Annotated in this window: 15 protein-coding genes and 8 pseudogenes; 8 read left to right on the top strand and 15 right to left on the bottom strand. The window is 68.0% G+C overall.

The genetic code is table 11. The features are described 5' to 3' along the window. Positions 1–30: 30 nt before the first annotated feature. The 4 genes and pseudogenes from ABT288_RS35905 to ABT288_RS35890 all read right to left on the bottom strand — a co-directional run. Positions 31–235, bottom strand: a pseudogene (locus ABT288_RS35905) (transposase); the annotation flags it as partial. Positions 236–421: 186 nt separating this feature from the next. After that, positions 422–1123, bottom strand: a pseudogene (locus tag ABT288_RS35900) (IS5 family transposase); the annotation flags it as partial. Positions 1124–1530: 407 nt separating this feature from the next. Beyond that, entirely contained in the window at positions 1531–2085 is a 555-nt protein-coding gene (locus ABT288_RS35895; RefSeq protein ID WP_351617047.1) for an HAD domain-containing protein, read from the bottom strand. Positions 2086–2677: 592 nt separating this feature from the next. Next, positions 2678–3441: pseudogene (locus ABT288_RS35890) on the bottom strand (helix-turn-helix domain-containing protein). 323 nt (positions 3442–3764) lie between these two features. Here ABT288_RS35890 and ABT288_RS50350 point away from each other — a divergent pair. Beyond that, positions 3765–4091, top strand: a pseudogene (locus ABT288_RS50350) (alcohol dehydrogenase catalytic domain-containing protein); the annotation flags it as partial. Between the two features lie 277 nt (positions 4092–4368). Next, positions 4369–4569 (top strand): annotated as a pseudogene (locus tag ABT288_RS35875) (zinc-binding dehydrogenase); the annotation flags it as partial. A gap of 308 nt (positions 4570–4877) precedes the next feature. Here the strand turns inward: ABT288_RS35875 and ABT288_RS35870 are convergent. Next, complete coding sequence (locus tag ABT288_RS35870) at positions 4878–5855, bottom strand: winged helix-turn-helix domain-containing protein (RefSeq protein ID WP_351617041.1); 978 nt, start codon at positions 5853–5855, stop codon at positions 4878–4880. A 385-nt stretch (positions 5856–6240) separates the two neighbouring features. On the opposite strand from ABT288_RS35870, the gene ABT288_RS35865 reads away from it, so the two are divergent. Together ABT288_RS35865 and ABT288_RS35860 are read left to right on the top strand one after the other, a co-directional pair. Then, entirely contained in the window at positions 6241–6639 is a 399-nt protein-coding gene (locus tag ABT288_RS35865) for a hypothetical protein (protein ID WP_351617038.1), read from the top strand. 282 nt (positions 6640–6921) lie between these two features. Then, a complete protein-coding gene (locus ABT288_RS35860; protein ID WP_351617089.1) occupies positions 6922–7065 on the top strand; it encodes a hypothetical protein in 144 nt (47 codons plus the stop codon). Positions 7066–7070: 5 nt separating this feature from the next. Here ABT288_RS35860 and ABT288_RS35855 read toward each other — a convergent pair. Continuing rightward, positions 7071–7254: pseudogene (locus tag ABT288_RS35855) on the bottom strand (DUF8839 family protein); the annotation flags it as partial. A gap of 209 nt (positions 7255–7463) precedes the next feature. Further along, a complete protein-coding gene (locus ABT288_RS35850) occupies positions 7464–7619 on the bottom strand; it encodes a hypothetical protein (protein ID WP_351617036.1) in 156 nt (51 codons plus the stop codon). 148 nt (positions 7620–7767) lie between these two features. Between ABT288_RS35850 and ABT288_RS35845 the strand changes: the two genes are divergently transcribed. Further along, positions 7768–8256: a DUF4265 domain-containing protein gene (locus ABT288_RS35845; protein ID WP_351617034.1), complete on the top strand. Its 489-nt coding sequence runs from the start codon at positions 7768–7770 to the stop codon at positions 8254–8256. An 89-nt stretch (positions 8257–8345) separates the two neighbouring features. Continuing rightward, positions 8346–8543: a hypothetical protein gene (locus tag ABT288_RS35840; protein WP_351617031.1), complete on the top strand. Its 198-nt coding sequence runs from the start codon at positions 8346–8348 to the stop codon at positions 8541–8543. A gap of 13 nt (positions 8544–8556) precedes the next feature. On the opposite strand, the pseudogene ABT288_RS35835 reads toward ABT288_RS35840, so the two are convergent. Then, positions 8557–8889: pseudogene (locus tag ABT288_RS35835) on the bottom strand (ATP-binding protein); the annotation flags it as partial. Here ABT288_RS35835 and ABT288_RS35830 point away from each other — a divergent pair. Together ABT288_RS35830 and ABT288_RS35825 are read left to right on the top strand one after the other, a co-directional pair. Further along, positions 8863–9696, top strand: a complete 834-nt coding sequence (locus ABT288_RS35830; protein ID WP_351617029.1) for a DUF4232 domain-containing protein — start codon at positions 8863–8865, stop codon at positions 9694–9696. The pseudogene ABT288_RS35835 and the gene ABT288_RS35830 overlap by 27 nt on opposite strands. Positions 9697–10440: 744 nt before the next feature. Next, positions 10441–10767, top strand: a pseudogene (locus tag ABT288_RS35825) (NUDIX domain-containing protein); the annotation flags it as partial. 155 nt (positions 10768–10922) lie between these two features. Here the strand turns inward: ABT288_RS35825 and ABT288_RS35820 are convergent. From ABT288_RS35820 to ABT288_RS35790, 7 genes are all read right to left on the bottom strand, one after another. Continuing rightward, a complete protein-coding gene (locus ABT288_RS35820; protein WP_351617027.1) occupies positions 10923–11825 on the bottom strand; it encodes a bile acid:sodium symporter family protein in 903 nt (300 codons plus the stop codon). A 17-nt stretch (positions 11826–11842) separates the two neighbouring features. After that, complete coding sequence (locus tag ABT288_RS35815; protein WP_351617025.1) at positions 11843–13177, bottom strand: Dyp-type peroxidase; 1335 nt, start codon at positions 13175–13177, stop codon at positions 11843–11845. Positions 13178–13198: 21 nt separating this feature from the next. Further along, the gene (locus ABT288_RS35810; RefSeq protein WP_351617022.1) at positions 13199–14209 is read right to left on the bottom strand and encodes a hypothetical protein; all 1011 of its coding nucleotides are present in this window, start codon (positions 14207–14209) and stop codon (positions 13199–13201) included. Positions 14210–14225: 16 nt separating this feature from the next. Then, a complete protein-coding gene (locus tag ABT288_RS35805) occupies positions 14226–14759 on the bottom strand; it encodes a hypothetical protein (RefSeq protein WP_351617020.1) in 534 nt (177 codons plus the stop codon). A gap of 337 nt (positions 14760–15096) precedes the next feature. Further along, positions 15097–16116: an aldose 1-epimerase gene (locus ABT288_RS35800; RefSeq protein WP_351617017.1), complete on the bottom strand. Its 1020-nt coding sequence runs from the start codon at positions 16114–16116 to the stop codon at positions 15097–15099. Positions 16117–16133: 17 nt separating this feature from the next. Next, positions 16134–16916 carry an ATP-binding cassette domain-containing protein gene (locus ABT288_RS35795; protein WP_351617015.1) on the bottom strand — a complete coding sequence of 261 codons (783 nt, stop codon included), beginning with the start codon at positions 16914–16916 and terminating at the stop codon, positions 16134–16136. Next, positions 16913–17947: an ABC transporter permease gene (locus ABT288_RS35790; RefSeq protein ID WP_067041074.1), complete on the bottom strand. Its 1035-nt coding sequence runs from the start codon at positions 17945–17947 to the stop codon at positions 16913–16915. Before ABT288_RS35790 ends, ABT288_RS35795 begins: the two co-directional genes overlap by 4 nt. Positions 17948–18035 lie beyond the last annotated feature (88 nt).

The raw sequence follows: 18035 nt of genomic DNA, 5'->3' as shown, positions 1-18035 counted from the left end.
CTGACGCTACGCGCAGCGCCGCCTCAGATCGAACCTGGCGCCCTCGCCCCCGTCGCCGGCCCAGATGCCGAGGATGTCGCGGGTGCCGTCCACGGTCACCGCCATCACCAGGTAGATGGGACGGTTTGCGACCTGCCCGCCCCTGATCTCGACGTTGATGGCCTCCACGAACAGGACCCGGGTAGACGCGGTCGAGGGGTCGGTTCTGCCATTCGGCCATGCCGTCCATGACTTTGAGCTGTTGTCTTTTCGATCTTGAGTGGTGTCTGTCGGACGGGAGTCTCGATCGGGTGATTGCGGCCGGTGCCAGGCATGGGAACAGGGCCTCTTGGTAGCTCGAAGTGCGTCTACGCCAACTCGTCTGCCAGGAGGCGCTGTTGTTGCAGTTGTATGCCACCGCGGAGACGGAGACCACGAAGGTGTTCTGCCAGGCGTGGGTGCGCTCCACGTGCCAACGCTGACTGGCCTGGATGGGTGCCTTCTCGCCTTTGTGCGCGATGCGGCCGTGCAGGCCGCGTTCGTCGAGCACCGTGCGGGTCTGTCCGAGTCGTAGCCGGCGTCCAGGCTCACGGTGACGTCGTCGGGTAACGGGCCCAGCTCGTCCAGGCGGTCCAGGGTCGGGGGCGAGCGGCGGGGAGTCGTGGCGGTTGGCACCGGCCAGGACACGGCCCAGCGGAATGCCGTATCCGTCCGTCATTCCCGAGCGTTTCAGGCCCTGTTTGCCGCGGTCGACCGGGGAAGGCTCGGCCACCTCGCCGCCTCCGGGAGCCTTTGTGATGGAGCCGTCCACGGCGATCTGATCGAGGACGAGGCTCACGATCCGGTCGTAGGAGTCGAGCGCGATCTGCTTGAGCCTGGCGAATAGGCCCAAGTTGTATGCGCTCGTCGCGGCGGCTGCGGACCGTGGTGGCCGAGCAGGTCGTGTCGGCGATCGCCTCGTAAGAACAGCCGAAGCGCAGCAGCTGCAGCATCTTGTCGAAGACGATCCGGTCGCTGATGCGTCGGCGGTGGCAGCCCAGTGGATGGTCCGGGTGTACTCCGGCCGCTCGGGCAGCAAGGCCGCGAATAGGTCCCAGAGTGGTTCGGTGAGCCATGATGGCAGTGCGGGCGCAGGTCTCCCCAGTGATCACAGAGCATCGCAACTCCATGATCACCGGGATCTGTGCCCGTTCTGTTGCCGGTGTCCCCAACCGTGTCTATCCGCGCGACCTCCTACTCCGACGCCAAATCCTCCTCTCAGACTAAGCATCGTCACCCTTGGCGACCGGACCACAACAAGTGGATCAGAGCCGAACGAACTGGCCGCTGACAGCCGGTCATCGGACTCAACCCCCGATTGGGTGGAGTCGCGCTCGGTGCCGGGCGGGTCGCCGGCGGGAGCCGGTGCGAAGACCACGAACTGTCGGTGATCTCCGCGAGAACCCCTGTCTTGTGCGCTTCGCCCGGACTGCGGCAGCCGCCACTGCCTTCGCCGCCCTCCTCAAATGATCGCGGAGTTGGGACAGGATGTCTGGCGGACTGAGGACAGGCTCAGCCGCTGGCTTGTGAAGTGCCCAAAGACCGGGCGAAATCAGCAAGAGCCCGGAAGTCGTCCTCGCGAAGACCGACCCGCGGGTTGACGTGGTGGAGAAGTCCACCGGCACGGTGGTGGGCGGTCACGTACGCCTGGTCCAGATCGCTCTGTTCATCGTCCACCCAGGCGAAGGGGCGGCCGTTGGCGTAGTCCACCAGGGGAGCAGTCTTCCAGTGAACGCCGTCGGGACGGTCTTGGAACAAGGTGTCGCCAAAGTCGACGTACGGGAGTTCGGGAAGGCCGAGCACCGGGGCGATCCACCGGTTGGCATCCGCCATCCATGTGGTGGCCCAGCACAGCTCGTAGTCGAGCCGGAGCAGGTCTCGTCCGTGCTCTGGATTGAGCCAGACGCGCAGGGGGCGCCGACGGAGCGAGAGTTCTCTGTGTTCCTCCGGAGTCCCACTGCCTTGGGGCACCCTGAGTGTGGTGTAGCCGTCAGGGCGCTTCTCCGGCTTCGCCGCATAAGGGTTGAGGGGCCCATCCACGTCGAGGAAGAGCAGTGGTCGGCTCACAATCTCCCCCTGACCTGCTCAATACCGGCTGCGCGAGTGGAAGCCTAGCTGAAGCGATCGTCGCGGCGTCAGGCCGACCCGATGTGGTGATCACGGCGTCGTAGGCGTGATCACGGCCTCGGAGCCGTTCTCATCCGGTCCTGGTCCCGGCGGAGCCCGGCGACCAGGGAGTGCGGCGCGGGCAGGTCGTCGGCGAGGACGCGGTCCATCCAGACGGGCGCCGTTGGACACCTGGATCATCGAGGCGGCTACGGGGCAACCAGCAGCTCCCTGACGCGCACGTGCCAGTGATGGCGCGGCTCACGGCGCAGTCTGCCGAGGAACTCGACCTACGGCAGTGGGCGCCCTGCTCGCGCGCGACAGGCACGCGTGCGGCGTGACCGGCCTGGCAACCTCGCCGCCCTGCTGCCACCGGGCGCGAGTAGTCCCCAAGGCCGTCGTCGGGGCTGTGGTGTGCGCGGTCGTGCGGATGCGCCGCTGGCGGTCCGCAACTGGACGTTCAATTGCAAGGGATCAGTGGCCGTATGCGGCGAGCGAGCGCATGACGGGTTGGCGGTTCGGCCGCTGCGCGGGGCTGTGCCGGGCGGATCGGCTACCGCTCGAGGAGTTCGGCCAGCATGGCGCTGGTCGCTTGATCAGCCGGCAGGAACGCCTCAAGTCGTAGTTCGGCGATGGTGACGTCGATGGCGGTGCCGAAGTGGATGAGCGTGGTGATGAGCCTTAGCTCCCTGTCGTTGGCCGGATCATGTGCCCCGAGGCGCAGCGGTACGGCGAAACCGAAGTGGTGCGGTGACTCGCGCGGACGTGGTGGTGCAAGGTCGGTGAGTTCGCAGGCAGGCGCTGGAGTTGGTCGTCTGGATTGCGCACGCTCTCGGCCTGGATGCGGTCGATGATGGGCCACGCCCACTCGTCGAGGTTGACGATGCGTGGTGCGAGGCCCTGCGGATGCAGCAACAACCGGGGCACGCTGACCGGCGTCACGAGCAGATGCGGGGCCACACCGGCGGTGAGCGCGTGGAAGGCGGCGTTGGCCGAGGCGAGGTCACCGTGCCGGTCGACGACCACCGCCGGGTACGGCAGGTGGCCGTGCAGGATCCGTTCGAGGGCGGTGCGAATCGGTTCCAGTTGAGGGTCGTCCAGGCGGGTCTGCGGGTAGACCGGTGCGAATCCGGCCGCGAGGAGCAGTTCATTGCGCTCGCGGATCGGCACCTCCAGGGATTCGGCCGGCGGGATGATCATTGATCGGCCGGGGGCCGACCGTCCGCTCTCGATGAAGCTGACGTGCCGCTGCGTGGTTCCGGCGCGCATGGCCAGTTCCAGCTGGCTGACGCGTCGCCGAGTGCGCCACTCACGCAACGCGCCGGCGAGCCCGCCTCAGGTCGATTCGCTGATCATCCGTCTTGTGTAACCCGCTCGGCTCCTGATCCGCGATTCCCTGCGAGGTATTGCCGCGCGACAGCCGGCGCAGCAGGGTCGTTGCCGCACGCCGACCATTCGCGACCGAGGGGAACATGCAGAGCGCCGCCGCGCCGCGTAGTTCAACTGGGAGATGGCACCCCGGGACGGTGGTGAGGTCGCCTGCGTTGGGCTGGAGATCCTCATGCTCGGCCCCGACGGCCGCATCGTCAGCGAGTACCAGTTCATCGAATGATGACCGCAATGATGGCGATACTCCATCGATGGTGTGCAGCTACCACGTCAGCACCGGCGGGGGGACTGATGGCCTGTCGCTGCGAGCGTACGAACCACGCACACCCAGGGAGGGGAAGGTCGCGGTCCACGCCACCTCACTCAGCTACCGCGAACTTCTGGTGCTACGAGGGCAGTACGTGCTACCCGTCAAACCGGACGTCATACCGGTCTCAGACGGTGCCGGGGAAGTCGTCGCCGTTGGGCCGGATGTCCGGCGGGTGCGCCCAGGCGACCGCGTCACCGCGGCACTGTTCCCGCGGTGGCTGGACGGCCCGCTGGAACCGGCATACCTGCCGCAACTCGGTGGCTCGCTCGACGGAATGCTGACCGAGCCGGCCATCCTCTCCGAGGACGCCCTCGTGCCCATCCCCGACCATCTCTCCTACGCCGAGGCGGCAACTCTACCCTGCGCCGCCGTCACGGCATGGAACGCCCTGACCGGCGACGGCCGCGGAATCCAGCGCGGACAGACCGTGCTGACCACCGCCTCCGGCGGCGTGTCGCTGTTCGCGGTGCAGTTCGCCAAACTCCTGGGCGCGAGAGTGATCGCCACGACAAACCGCACGGACAAGGGAACAGCGCCTTCGCGATCTGGGAGCCGACGAGGTCATCAACTACCGCGACATCCCGAACTGGCACACCGCGACCCGCGAAATCACCGCCGGGCGAGGGGTCGACCGCGTCGTCGACACCGCCGGAACGCTGGAGCAGTCGCTGAAGTCAGTCGCCGTCGACGGACATATCGCCTTCGTGGGGGGCGCGTCCGGCAACTGGCCACCGGTCGACCCTCGTCTGCTGTTCGGCGTCGCCGCTACGGTCCGGGCGTTGGCCGTCGGCAGTCGCCCTCAGTTCGCCTCAACCCGGGTTCAGTGTTGGGTACCCAGACCATGCACCAGGCGTCGTCCCACTCGCAGCCGCAGGGATGGTCGGGGTGCTTGCGGCCAGGGTTTGCGGTTGACGCGGTTCGGTTGCCTGCGAGCAAGAGGACACGCAGCCAGCCTCGGCATCACGCGGCCGCAGAGGGACCACAATGGGCGGGGGACGACGCCCACCACGGCCTGTTCTGCGTTTCGAAGGCTGCCCCCGCAGGCGCCCGCCACTCACCGCGCGAGATCAGCGGCCTCGGTTGCGCTGCTCCCGCTGATGAGCACCAGCCCAAGTGGCGTGCAGGTGTGCCAAACGGCTTGGCCTTCGCGTTGGCTGACAATCAAGCCCGCATGCCGAAGCGCCTTGGCGTGCTCGGAGACGGAGGACTTGCTGATGCGGAGGTCACGTGCCACCTCGGTGGTGGTGCGCTGCCGGGTGAGCAGGGCCAGGATGGCGGACCGGGTGCGTCCCAGGAGGGCGGCTACCGGATCGTTGGTCGCGGGTTCCTCCAGCAGCGTCAGCGGAGTCACCGCGCGGTACACCAGCAGCGCAGGACGGTGGGGGTAGTCGCCGACCAGAGGCCGGCCGGCCCAGGACGCCGAAGGCAGCAGGGTGATGCCGCGCCCGTCCAGGTGGATCTCACGGTCCTCGGGGGAGTCGATCTCCAGGACGGCTCCGCGCCAGCGGATCCCGGAGGTCAGACCGGCCAGCATCGCGCGGATCCCGTGCCGGGCGAGAATCTGCGCGCGCCATGCCTGCTCCGCGTCGAACCCGGAGGTGATTCGGTCCCAGGCGGGGGCCAGGAGACCGTTGTACCCGGCGCGTACCGCGTCTTGAAGCAACTGCCAGGCAACTTGGTCCTGTTCGGCGAGGTGGACTTTCCACGGAGTCTGCGGGCGACCGGCGGCACACACACGTTGCAGTTCGGCGCGCACGAACGCGGTGGGGCTCGACCGGACCTGGTCCAGCCCGTCATCGAGCCCCCGGCTGAGGGGGTCAAGGAACAGCGGTCCCTTCCCCGTCGGCGGTACGAGTTCCAGAAGAGGGCGTGCGGTGCGCGGGAAAGTCCGGAGCGTTCGTTGCTGCCATCGGGAGAAGACCGGGTCGATGCCCTGATGTTGCAGCATGGCTGTGGCAAGGACCAGTTCCATCAGCGGTGCCGGAGCCGGCGCCAAGGTGACCTGCAGAAGGTCCTCCAGCGTGAAGTGCACGCAAAGCATCGAACTCCCCTGGGTCAGCTGGCGTCAGCCTGCACCGGAGCTGCACTGTTCGGGCAGGACCGAATCCTTTGCGGCGCTCCGGGCGGACTGCCGACCATGGAGTTGTACGGAGCTTGCCGAGTCTCGACCATCAGAGGCCGGAGCAAGAAGGCGTAAATCGGACGCCGTCCCTGAAAAGCCTTTAGGCCACAGCGGCCTCAGGCAGTGGTCGGAGCCAGGCCGATGCCGGCGGGGGAGTCCGGACGGGGATGGGTGATCGATCCGCTGGGCGGCATCGATGCTTGGGCCGGCTCCACCTGCCCGACAGCAACACGGTACTTCGCGAATCTGGTCGGGTCGGGCACACCGTCGAACGAGAGGAAGCAGAGGAAGCATCATGAACGGCACGCGTATCCGCAAGGTGGCGGCGACCGCCATAGGTACCGCATTGCTTCTCACCGGCATGACCGGTGCGCTCGCCACTCAGGCCTCGGCTTCGCCGAGTGCCTCGTACATCGGTGACGGCTACCCCAACAACATCCATGGGGTCTGGTGCGTTCAGCACCTGGTCAACGACGTGGCACAGTCGAAGGGCAAGGGTCGCCCATTGCCGGAAGACCACCTCTGGGGACCCCAGACGAAGAAGTGGGTCGAGTGGTACCAGGGAGTTTCGGGTCACGGTCTGAGCCAGGACGGCATCGTGGGCAAGGGCACCGGCGGCTGGCTGCTGCTCGACGGGGACAGCTACTACGGCGATCGCAACTACTGCTACAACTACGTCCCTTCGTACTTCTGACCGGTCGGCGGCCGTCGGAACCCTGATGTCCCGTGGAACGGGGGACGGAACATCGTTGTCGGCAAGCCGCCAGGCTGAGAAGGCGGACTTTGGGGTATACCTCGGGAATCTCCTTCACCCCCAGCAGGTGCCCAGGTTGCCTGTCCCTGTGCGGCCGAGCATGTGCAGGACCTCAAAGCCGGCGCCCTCCCCGTACGCTCCAAGGACGCGTCCTGGACGCGGGGGAGTCCGTCCAGGTCGAGGATGCACCGGACCGCGGCCGGGTCTCGGAGCCGGTCACGGATGTCCTTCGATCCGGTCGGCGGCGGCTGGGACGGGGAGCCCGTCGGCAAGGGCGTCTCCTGCTCGGTGGTGAAGGAACGGGAACGCGTGGGTGCGCCGCGCCCGGCCAGGAAGGGCGGGGCGCGGCGCGCACGGGGACTCTGATACTGGGTGGGGGTGTCGGTGACCACGAGGAACTGGTCGCCGCGCAGGTCCATCACGACCCGGGCGTCCGGCCAGCCTTGGGTGCGTCGAGCGGCGGCGTACTCTTCCGCCGGCCAGGAGCCGCGGGAGCCTCCGGCCGGGGAACCGCTCGAGGGCGGTGCGCCGGGGCTGAGGCTGGGTGGGCTTCATTGTCGCCTCCCTGGGGGCGTGGCTGGTGGTCACGGGGCGGTGTCCTCGGAGGCGGGAACGTCGCCGACCACGTCGTCCGTCGCCTGTGTGACGGCGGGACGGTTTTCGGGCCGGGTCGCGTTGAGGACTGCGTTGGTGAGGTTGATCGGGTCCGGCCCTGGCGGTGGTGTCGGGTCCGAGACGGCGGGGAAACCCTCTATTTGCGCAGATCAGACGGCAGCAGTGACGCCATCCGGGTCGACACCGCGCAGGGCGTCGAGGACGTACGCGTCGAACCGGGTCTGGTGCTGGGCGGCAACGGCCAGATCAGGGGCGCGGCTGCGGGCGTAGTGGAGCGCGGACGGGCTGACGTCAGCTCCGGCCAAGACCTGGTCGACGGTGTCGCCGGCCCGGCGCTTCGAGCGGACCGGACCGGACCGGTCCCACTCGGGCTGCCTGCACCCCGCCGACAACAGCAGTGACGGGCTCCGGCATCATGGCAGACCGTCGGGGCTGGTCATCGGGGGAACCGTCATGCAGTTCGTCGTCCATGAGCAACCGGTCGGACGCGCCTCGACCAACTACATCGCGCGCGCCGACCTGGCGCCCTTCGGCCTGGACGGACAGGTCGAGCAGCTCTGGCTCAGGGCGGTCAACGACGGGAGCTACGAGGTCGCCTGCATTCCCTTCTCCACCTACGGGATCGCTCTGGGTGACGTTGTGGTGCTCAACGACGACGACTACGTCAGCGAGGTGGTCAGGAACTCTTCGCATCGCACGCTGCGGCTCCTGTTCACTCCTGATCTACCGCCCGCCGATCTCCAGAAAGCCGCTGACGAGATCAAGACCGAAATCATCGCGGCAGACCTTCTGAGTGAGTGGAACGGCGCACGCTTCATCGCTGTCGACGTCCCGCCCGACGCCGAAACCTCCAGACTGTTCGCCGTCATGGAGGCAGCAGTCAACGCCGGCCACGCATTCTGGGAGTGGGCTGACGCAATGCCGTTCGTCAGCCCTTCGTGACAGCTGCGCTCTGCCGCACACCCACCGAGTGCCTGTCCTTGGTGCAGAGTCCGGTGGCAACGCCCGCGTTCGCTCCCTACAGTCAGCGCATGGCCACCGAGGACGAGCGGGTGCCCCAGTGGATGGGCGCCGGCATCACTCGGACAAGGCTGAGATGGTCGTTGAAGCGCGGCCGGACGACCCTCGGCCTCCACGAGACCGTTGAGATCCTCGCTCGGCACCGCGACGAGCAGCTGCGCACCGGCGTCATCGACGCAGCGGACCGGTCCTGGTCCTTCACTCTGTAGTTCGACGCCACCGGGAATGGAGGACGAAGTGCCGAACTGAGATGGTGGCATGCTGGGCAAGGCCCATGCTGATCTCGCGCCAGTACTGCTCGACCAGGACCGTCATGGGCACCACCAGAGTGCAGCCGATGCAGTCGAGTACGCGGCGGGCGGTCTCGACTACGAGCGGCCGCCATGGCGGCCAGTGCTGGAAGTTGTCCGTAGCGGGCAGCCCCGGTGTGATGTCCATGAGCGTCTCGCTCACCTTCTCGGCGTCGAACACCCGTGAATCCGGGATCAGCTGCTGCACGAGCCCACTGGTCGTCGTCTTGCCTGCGCCATGGGTTCCGTTGAGCCATACGATCACGAGCCGCCTTCGCCGACTCCGGTGCCGAAGGCGCAGCGGTGGGCTTGCCCGGGGTCGTTGGGTGACGACGATCCACCTGGGGGCGTCAGACTCGGGAACCTTCATGCAGGCGCGTGCATCTCCCTGACCGGGAGGCAGAAGTGGGGGCACCCAGCCTCTGCAGGGATGCGTCACCAGGGGGATGTACTCATGGCACGGCGAACAGCGGTGGTCTCCGCGATCAGCCTGGCAGTGGTTGTGGCTGCTGCGGCATGCGGTCCAGAACACCGTGTTGCCGCGCGGCCAACCTCGGGACCGTCACGGACGACAGCGCCGGCCTCTGAGCCGTCACGGACGTCCGCGTCGCCCTCGGCCTCGGCAGCCGTGCGGTCAGGTGCCGCGTGCGCCACGAAGCAGTTGCGGTGGAGACTGACGCGCCTTGCCGACAAGTCGAGTAGGGCGCCGGCGGCTCTGCTGAGCGCGACCAACACCAGCACCGCACCCTGCGCCTTCAACGGCTACCCGGAGCTGCACGCTTACGCGGGCAAAGGGCCGGCCGTCTGGTCGGAGCCGAAAGCGAAGGCGCCGGTCCGGCTGGTGCTGGATCATGACAAGACGGTCGACTTCCCGCTCTTCTACCTTGCGGCCCCTGCCGCAGACGGTTCCTGCTCCATCCCGGTCGAGGACGACCCACGCATCGAGGTTCTACCACCGCACCCCGCGCACACCGACTACGGCGCATCCCTGCAGATCACCGACCCACAGGGCAGGCATGTGGTCCCGGTGTTCTGCGACACCGTTCACGTGGGCGCACCCCGGATGCGGTAGACGGCGCAAGGGGCACAGCAGACCCGCCGGGGGTCGGCCGCCAACGGGGTGGGGGCGCGTCGGCCGGGCATTGCGTTCTCGTTGATGGGTCAGTGCCGAGCAGGTTGGGTCGGCCTTTCACCTGCAGGTGTCGCCTCACACTCGATTATCGGTACACATGTTCGAGAAGTGTGCGATCATGGTACCGGCGACCGTTGACCGCAGTCGACTGGTTGCCGTCTCGCGGGCGGCCTGGGGGAGCGCATCGGGGGGTGCGCTGTGAGCTTGACTGGATCATGGGCGTCCACGTCTGTTCACAGGTGGTGGCCTGTGCGTCGGATGATCCTCGCAGGACTTGCTGCCGAGTTCATCGGCTGCCGGGGCGCCCAGTGTGCGCGGGCGGCGACCGTCACCGGCCACCAACATCGCATCCATCGTGGGTCGCTGGGCATCCGTAGGCCCACGGCCGCCTCCGCGGTCGTGCCCTCGCCTCCGCGACATTAACGGTGACCGCACAGGGTGCCTGATCAATGGCAGCGATCAGCCGCCCCGGCTGAAACGCCGACACCCGGAAAGTTCACGTCGCTACGGAGTCCTCCGGTCCGCGTCGCATGGCGACAGTGGTCTGGCTGGCGATCGAAAGCCGTAGTGACCGACGGACCTTCCTACGTGCAAAGGCCCGGCCTCGTGCTCTGCATCGGCCGTCAACCACTTGCGTGGCCCAGGGCTCATCGAGCCCTCCGAGCCTGCATGACCCACCCGTCCGTCGGCAAGAGCGAGCCCGGTGAGCCGATCACCGAGACCGCGGTGCGCGAGCTGTACGAGGAGACCGGCCTGATCGTGAAGCCGGAGTCTCTCAAGGTCGCCCACATCATTCACGGTGCCTGGGGCGTGGAAGCCCCCAACGGCTTCGTCACCGTCGTCTTCACAGCCCACGAATGGACCGGCGAGCCCGAAAACCGCGAACCACGCAAGCACGCCCACGTACGCTGGGTCGATGCCGAGGCCATCCCCCGGGAATTCGTCGATACCACTGCCAGCGCCCTGTACCGCTACCTCAGCGGTGGTCTTCAGGTGTCACTCGACGGATGGAAAGAGTCGGAGGAGCGCCGGGGGCCCTGGGCCGCTGGCCACGGTTGTCGTCGGATCCGGAACCAGCTCGCGGACTCCGGCTGCACGTGCGGGTGCAGCTCTTCGCCGCCTCTCTGGCCGCCCAGTCCATGCTGTCGGCCTTTGCGGGAAGCGAATCACTGAGTGGCCGCCTGATCAGCGAGTTCCTGCGGCGTCTCCGGAGCACTCCTGCGCCTGCTGAGCAGCGTGGCGATCGGGAGGGCTGCCGCGAGGCCGCTGAGGAGGATCGCGGCGAGTGCGCCCAGGACGGCGGGCTGGTCGGCGAAGGCGAGGCCGATGGCGGCCAGGGCCGGGCCTGCGTTGCGCACCGAGGCGACGCCGCCCATGGTGGTGCGGCGTGTCATCGGGCCGGTGGCCAGCAGGGTTCCCAGGGCGAAGGCGAAGACGGCGAGCAGGAAGCCCGCGAGCAGGGCGAGTGAGCCGAAGAGGTCGGCGACGTCGTGCCAGCTGCCGAGCAGCATGCCCGCCAACACGATCAGGAACGTGATGTTGGAGACCGCGGCTGCCGTGGGGTGCCATGCCTGTGCGGTGGGTTCGGCGTAGCGGCGCATGAGCAGGCCGATGGCGAAGGGGACGAGTTGCAGGAGCGCCACCGTTCGCACCATCGCGCCGACGTCGAGGGAGACCTTGGTGCCGATGTCTGCGGCGGTGAGGATGGCGTTGGCGGTGGGGGCGAAGGTGAGGCTGCCGAGGGAGGCGAGCAGTACCTGCATTGCCGCGCCCGCGACGATGTCGCCCTGCTGGATGGTCGCCAGTTTCGCCCCGAAGGGGCCGCCGGGGGAGGAGGCGATCAGGACGAGGGCGATGAAGGCGGCCGAGGGGAGACCGAACAGTGCACCGATGCCCCAGCCGAGCAGCGGGATGACCACCATGTTGGCGATCAGTGCCAGCAACAGCAGGGGGACGTCAGCGAAGACGCCACGCAGTGCCGGGACGGTGGCGCGCAGGCCGGCGGCGAACATGGTGGCCGCGATGAAGATGACGGTGACCGAGTTGAGGACGAGATGCAGGGTGTCCATGGCGCTTGTCCGCCCGGTCAGTCGTGGAGGTCCCCGAGCCAGCGCAGGGCGCTCAGGCTCGGCAGGAAGCAGTACTCGCCTCCACGGGTGACGACGAACCGGGGCAGCGGGGCCAGGCGGCGCCGCACGGGCCGTCGGGGGATCGTGTAGCCGGTCTGCCCCTCGGCGGCGCCGACGACGGGGTCTTTCGTGTTGCCGGCCCCGAAGAAGACGCCGTCGTTCATCCACTGCGACTGGACGAACTCGAACTGCCGGCCCAGGTGGGCGCCGATGAACGCGAACATCAGACCGCGGTCCGCCCCGTCATCCTCCAGTACGCCTTCCGACAGCGGCGGTCCGTAGACGGCGCCGCGCCGGATCATGCGGTGCAGCCGTACCTCCCCGGCCACCGAGGCGTCGCGCGGGTTGGCCCGGCGGATGTGGCAGCTGCCGGGCGTGGTGAATCCCGTCGGGTCGTCCTGCTGGTACAGGAAGGTGTTGCGGCGGTGGGGGTCGGTGCCGAGGCCGGGATCGTCGTGCCGCGGGGCGAGCGCCAGTGGGGCCCCGCTGCGCCAGCGGCCCATGATCTTCGCCGCAATCAGCTCCTCGTCCTCGGGGCCGGCGGAGTTGTCCCTCAGATACCGTCTGAACGCGGCGACGTCCTGGTGGAGCTTGCGGAAGACCGCATAACTGCCGTTGCGCCCGAGCACGGCCGGCTGAGGCGTCTGGACACCGCCGATCTCATCCGGGTAGCCGAGCACGAACTCGCCGCTCTTCAGGGGCGCTTCCAGCCTGTTGGACCCTGGGATGCCGCTGCCTTCCACGGCTGGATGGCTGACGCCGTCGAGGTAGCCGAAGTGTTCCTTCCCGGTGGGCAGCGCGTAGCAGTCCTGCCTCCAGATGGCCGTCACGCCGGAGAGACGCTCGTAGGCGGGACGGGCGCGGTCGATGGCCGCCTCCAGGCGAGGGGGGTCGGGTGCGATCGCCGTGATCACCACATGGACGTCGCGGGTACCGAGCGGTGCTTCCCAGTGCTGTGGGCTGCTGTCGCCCTCGTCGCGCAGCGCTCGTGCGCGTGCCGCCATGCCTTGCCGAAACTCCCAGGCGAACGACTCCAGCGATGAGCGCGGCACCCCCAGGGCCTCAAGGCCCCAGCAAGTAACGGCGACACTGACCCAGGTGTCCCCCAGGGGACTGGAGGTGTCGGCGGCGGAGGTCACCGCCGCGCTCGCCCGCCGCATCAGCTCCCGGCCCTGGGCGCGGTCGTCGATGCGGAAGACGAGGTACGTCGCCGCATACGGGGTGGGGCGTGGGCTGAGGACCCCGCGCTGGATGTCGTCGACTTCGAGTGTGACGTGGGTGGGTGCGCTCACGTCGGCCTCCCTGCGGCATCGCTACGAGACGAGGTTGCGCCAGAAATTCCGCAGGCTGTCGTCGGCGCCGAAGAGCGTGCTGAAGATCGTCGAGTCGGCCAGCAGCACATCGGCCGCGCGGTCACCGCCCGGGGGCATCCACAGGAACATGTTGAACTCGCTGTTCCCCTCGTCGGTGAACGGATGGGGCCGGGAAGTGTCGATCGGCTGCCGGGCCAGCACATGGATGGCCTTCGGCTCATCACTGGTCACCGCGTAGTGCGGCAGGTGCATGTGGAAGTTGAAGTTCGTGACCCCGTTCAGCCACCCCTTCTCGTCCAGATCCCTGACGGTCGACAAAGGAGCGATCCGGTTGCCCTCACCGGTGGCGGGACGCAGCCCGTACCGGTTGATGACCGGCACGCCCAGGCCCTTCATCACGTCCCTGACGTAGGTGGCGAACCGTTGCTGGCGCGGCACCAGGGGATCGCCGTGGTGGCGGTACTCCACCTCCCGCACGGACAGATCGTCCGACGCGCCCACGTCGTGGTGGGGCCCCAGAACCAGGCGGGCTTCCTCCCGGGCGAGGAAGGCCCGCAGCGCCCCTATCTCCCCCGGCTCGGCTTCCTGCCTGGTGATCATGTGGTCCAGTCCGAAGACGAACAGCACGTCCGTGTCGTCGAGCACCCGCTCATCCAGCGGGGTACGGAATCCGGCCTGGTCGATGCGTTGGTAGACCGGGACGGGATGCCCCGTCACCTCCTCGACGAAGTCCTGGAACGGCACCCAGGCCCAGAAGAACAGCTCCAGCGAGCCCGCGATGCCCTGCTGGAACCGATAGGGGTCCGACCACTTCGGGTCCTCGTACGCAGGCCACGCCACCCGGCGCACCTCCGTCAGGGTGGAGAACCGGTTGTCCAGCTCGGCCGCGTTCCGGCCCGCCTCGGCCGGATAGCTCCACGACACGTAGACGCTCACACGCCGCCCGGTCGGCGTGTACTTCCTCGGAACGTGCCGCTGGTTGTAGACCCGCGCTGTTCTGGTCTCGCTCATCGCCCAGCTCCCAGCCTCACTGCATCTGGTCGAGCATCTCCGACAGAGCGCTCTTGATCCGCAATGCCTTCTTGATCTCGTCCGCCGTCACGTACGGATACTCCCCGTACTCGATGAAGCTCGGACAGTGGTGCTCACGGACGAACCTGACGAACGCCTCCGGATTGGTCCGCCAGTCCTCCGGGAACCCCTCCAGATGCTCGAACGCCGTGCTCACGCCCGCCTTCGAGAACAGCGCGATGGCGTCCTCGGTGTACTTGTCGAAGTCGGTGTCGAAGATCCCCTGGTACATGAAGCGGGTGTCGTCGTCGAAGAGCACCCAGCGCAGGTAGTGCAGCTTCAACGGCGCCAGAAGGTACGGATCCTGTTCCAGCGCCTCGGCCAGCGCGTAGCCGTACTGGCGCATCGCATCGGCGTGACCGGGCTTGACCCGCGCGACGATGGTGAACCCGTAGCACGCCGGAGTCCTGGGGAAAACGGGCCCGTACTTCCCCTGTTCGAGATGATCCGTCTCCTTGGGGAGGACGACCGCCCGAGGCTTGATCTCCATGTCCGCTCCTCGCGCCATCCAGTGGCCGGGACGGATCCATTCTGCCGCCCGATCACGGGACGCGCCCGCTGGCAGCAGGTGATCGGGCCCTGTGCGGCGGCGGTCGGTCTTCGCGCGGAACCGCTGCTCAGCCGGGCTCTTCTGCGTGAGCGATGCGTGAGCGAACACTGCGACACGGGCCGTCACGAGCCGCACCGGGCATCACGGCACACCTGCTTTGACCAGGTGGTTCCGGAAAGCGAAGCAGCATCCGGAACCACCCGGCAAGCCTTGGCCAGGACTCTTGATCCATTGGTTGTGGGTTCGAGTCCAACAAGGCTTACCGGCGGGCCCCAGCTCAGCCTTGGGTTCCCGAAGCCCCGTACACGACCCCGAAGCTGAACTCCCTTCGCTGACCGGGTTCCAGGGCAAGGGCGGTGGCGTGTTCGGTGCGGTTGAAGGCGTTGGTCATCGTCTCGACGGGTTCGAGTGCGATGGAGGCGCGCCGGTCGCGGGCCAGGGTGTCTCCGGTGAAGACGTGCATGTTCCCGCTGTACTGCCAGACCCGCAGTTCCTCGCCGGTCGGGGGGTTGGTCAGTACTGTCTCGATCCGGCCGCCAGGGCCGGGAGTCAGGTCCGCGAAGCAGGCATCGATGACCGCGTCGCCGAGTCGTTTCGGCATCCGGAAGTCCATCTCGGGGCACTGGTCGAGAGGGAGCAGGGCGGCGTCGCCCGCCAGTGGGATGAGGGAGGCGTCGGTGCGGATCACGGTGTGCGCGGGGATCTGCAGGACCAGGTCATCGATGGACTGCGACAGAGCGAAGTACGGATGCCAACCCGCCGCGTAGGGGGCGGTGGTGTCGCCCATGTTCGTCGCCCGGATCACCATGCTCAGCTCGCGGCCGGTGATGGTGTATTCGGCTTCGAGGTCGAGGGCGAAGGGGTAGCCGGGGTACCGGGCCGGTCTGATACTCGTGGTGCGCAGCAGCAGTCGGGCGGAGTCGGCCGTCGTGGTGGCGTGGACGAGTTCGAACGGTGTCTCGCGGGCGAAGCCGTGGTAGATCGTGCGGTCCCCGTGGCGGCCGGGGAGCAGGTCGTGGTCGTGTCCGTCGTAGCGGTAGCGGCCGTCGGCTACGCGGTTGGTGAAGGGGGCCATCAGGCCGGCGCGTACGCCGTCCTGACAGAGGAGTTCCTTTTCGTCGCGGTAGCCGTCCGTCAACTCCTTCAGCGGGCCGGCCTCTCCGCACCTGACCTGCCAGCTCAGCAGGGTCGCTCCGCGCAGGGCGAGCACGGCGTGTGCCGAACCGTCCGGCGCGGAGACGACGAGGGTGGGTTCGCCGCCGAGGCGGTCCTCGGTGATCCGGTACTCGGCGGTCATGTCCCCTGTGGTTCCCTTCAGCTCGCCTCGGGAGCGAGCTTCTTCGCGCCCGTCATGATGGCCACCGCGTCCTCCATCGAGTGGGACTGCGGGGTGATGACGCCCGCGCAGCCGCCGAGTCGCTGGATGTGGATGCGGTCGGCGACCTCGAAGACGTTGGGCATGTTGTGGCTGATGAGGATGACGCCGAGGCCCTGGTCGCGCAGGTCGCGGACGAGTTTGAGGACCTGTCCGGTCTCGCGGACGCCGAGGGCGGCGGTGGGTTCGTCGAGGATCACCACCCGGCCGCCGAAGGCCGCGGTGCGGGCGACGGCGACGGACTGGCGCTGGCCGCCGGAGAGCGTCTCCACCGCCTGGTTGATGTTCTGCAGGGTGCCGATGCCGAGCCGCTTGATGTGGTCGGCGGCCTGCTTCTTCATCTCGCCGGTGTCGAGCATGCGGAACACTGAGCCGAGGATGCCCTTGCGGCGGATCTCGCGGGCGAGGAAGAGGTTGCTGGCGATGTCCAGGGCAGGGGCCACGGCGAGGGTCTGGTAGACCGTCTCGATACCGGCGTCGCGGGCGTCCTGGGGCCGCTTGAAGTGGACCTCCTTGCCGTCGACGAGGATGCTTCCCTGGTCGGGTACGAGGGCCCCGGACAGGCACTTGATCAGGGTGGACTTGCCGGCGCCGTTGTCGCCGATGACGGCGAGGACCTCGCCGGGGTAGAGGGTGAGGTCGACGTCGTTCAGGCCGACGACCCTGCCGAAGACCTTGACCAGGCCCTTGGCCTCGAGAACGGGGGCGGTGGCGGTCGTCACGACTTCACACTCCGGATCCACTGGTCGACGGAGACAGCCGCGATCACGAGGACGCCGACTGCGAGGACTTGGTAGTTCGGGTCGATGCCGGCCAAGGCGAGGCCGTTGACGAAGACCTGGACGATCAGCGCGCCGATCAGCGAGCCGAAGACCACTCCGCGTCCGCCGAAGAGGCTGGTGCCGCCGATGACGACGGCGGTGATGGACTGCAGGTTGGCGTTCAGGCCGCTGTTGGGGTCGCCGCCGCCGACCCGGCCGACGAGGACCCACGCCGCCACGGCGATGGTGAGCCCGGCCAGCATGTAGGCGCTGAGCAGGACACGGTTGACGGAGATGCCGGCGAGGCGGGCCGCCTCGATGTCGTCGCCGACCGCGTAGAGGTGGCGTCCCCAGGCGGTGTAGCGCAGGGCGTAGCCGACCACCGCGTACAGGGCGATCATGAGCAGCACGCCGTAGGTCAGGTTCAGCTGGCCGAGGGAGACCGTCTGGCCGCTCCACATGAGGATGTTGCCCGGCTGCAGCGAGATGGTCTGGCCCTTGGCGTAGATGAGGGTGATCGCGGTGAAGACGCTGAGGGTGCCGAGCGTGACGATGAAGGGAGGCAGCTTGATCTTGGTCACCAGCAGCCCGTTGACGGCCTGGGCGGCTATCGCGACGACCGCACCGGCCAGCAGGGCGAGCCAACCGGGCCAGTGGCTGTCCGCGACGAGCTTCGACATCAGCAGCGAGGCCAGCACCATGACGGCGCCGATCGACAGGTCGATGCCAGCGGTGAGGATGATGACCGTCTGTCCGACGGCGAGCGAACCGATGACGGCCACTTGCTGGGCCACCAGCGAGAGGTTCTGCAACGCATAGAAGCGTTCGTTCACCAGGGAGAACACCACGGCGGCGAGCACCAGGACGATGGCCGGGCTGAGCGCCGGCTGACGGTGCAGCACCGAGTGGATGCGCTGGCTGAGGGTGGCGGGCCGGTTGAGGAACTCCTCCGCCGGTGCCGGTGCGGCTTGAGGGTCCACGTGAGTGGTCACAGGGGGGTCCTTCCGGTGTCTTCCCTGGTACGGGCTCATGGGCTCGTGTGGTGCGGGTGCGGCGCCGGTGCCGTCAGAACGGCTTCCG

This window comes from Streptomyces sp. NPDC001093, assembly GCF_040298985.1.
GTDB lineage: Bacteria > Actinomycetota > Actinomycetes > Streptomycetales > Streptomycetaceae > Streptomyces.
The sequence above is the reverse complement of the archived record's forward strand: the minus strand, read 5'-3'. Positions and strand labels throughout refer to the sequence as shown.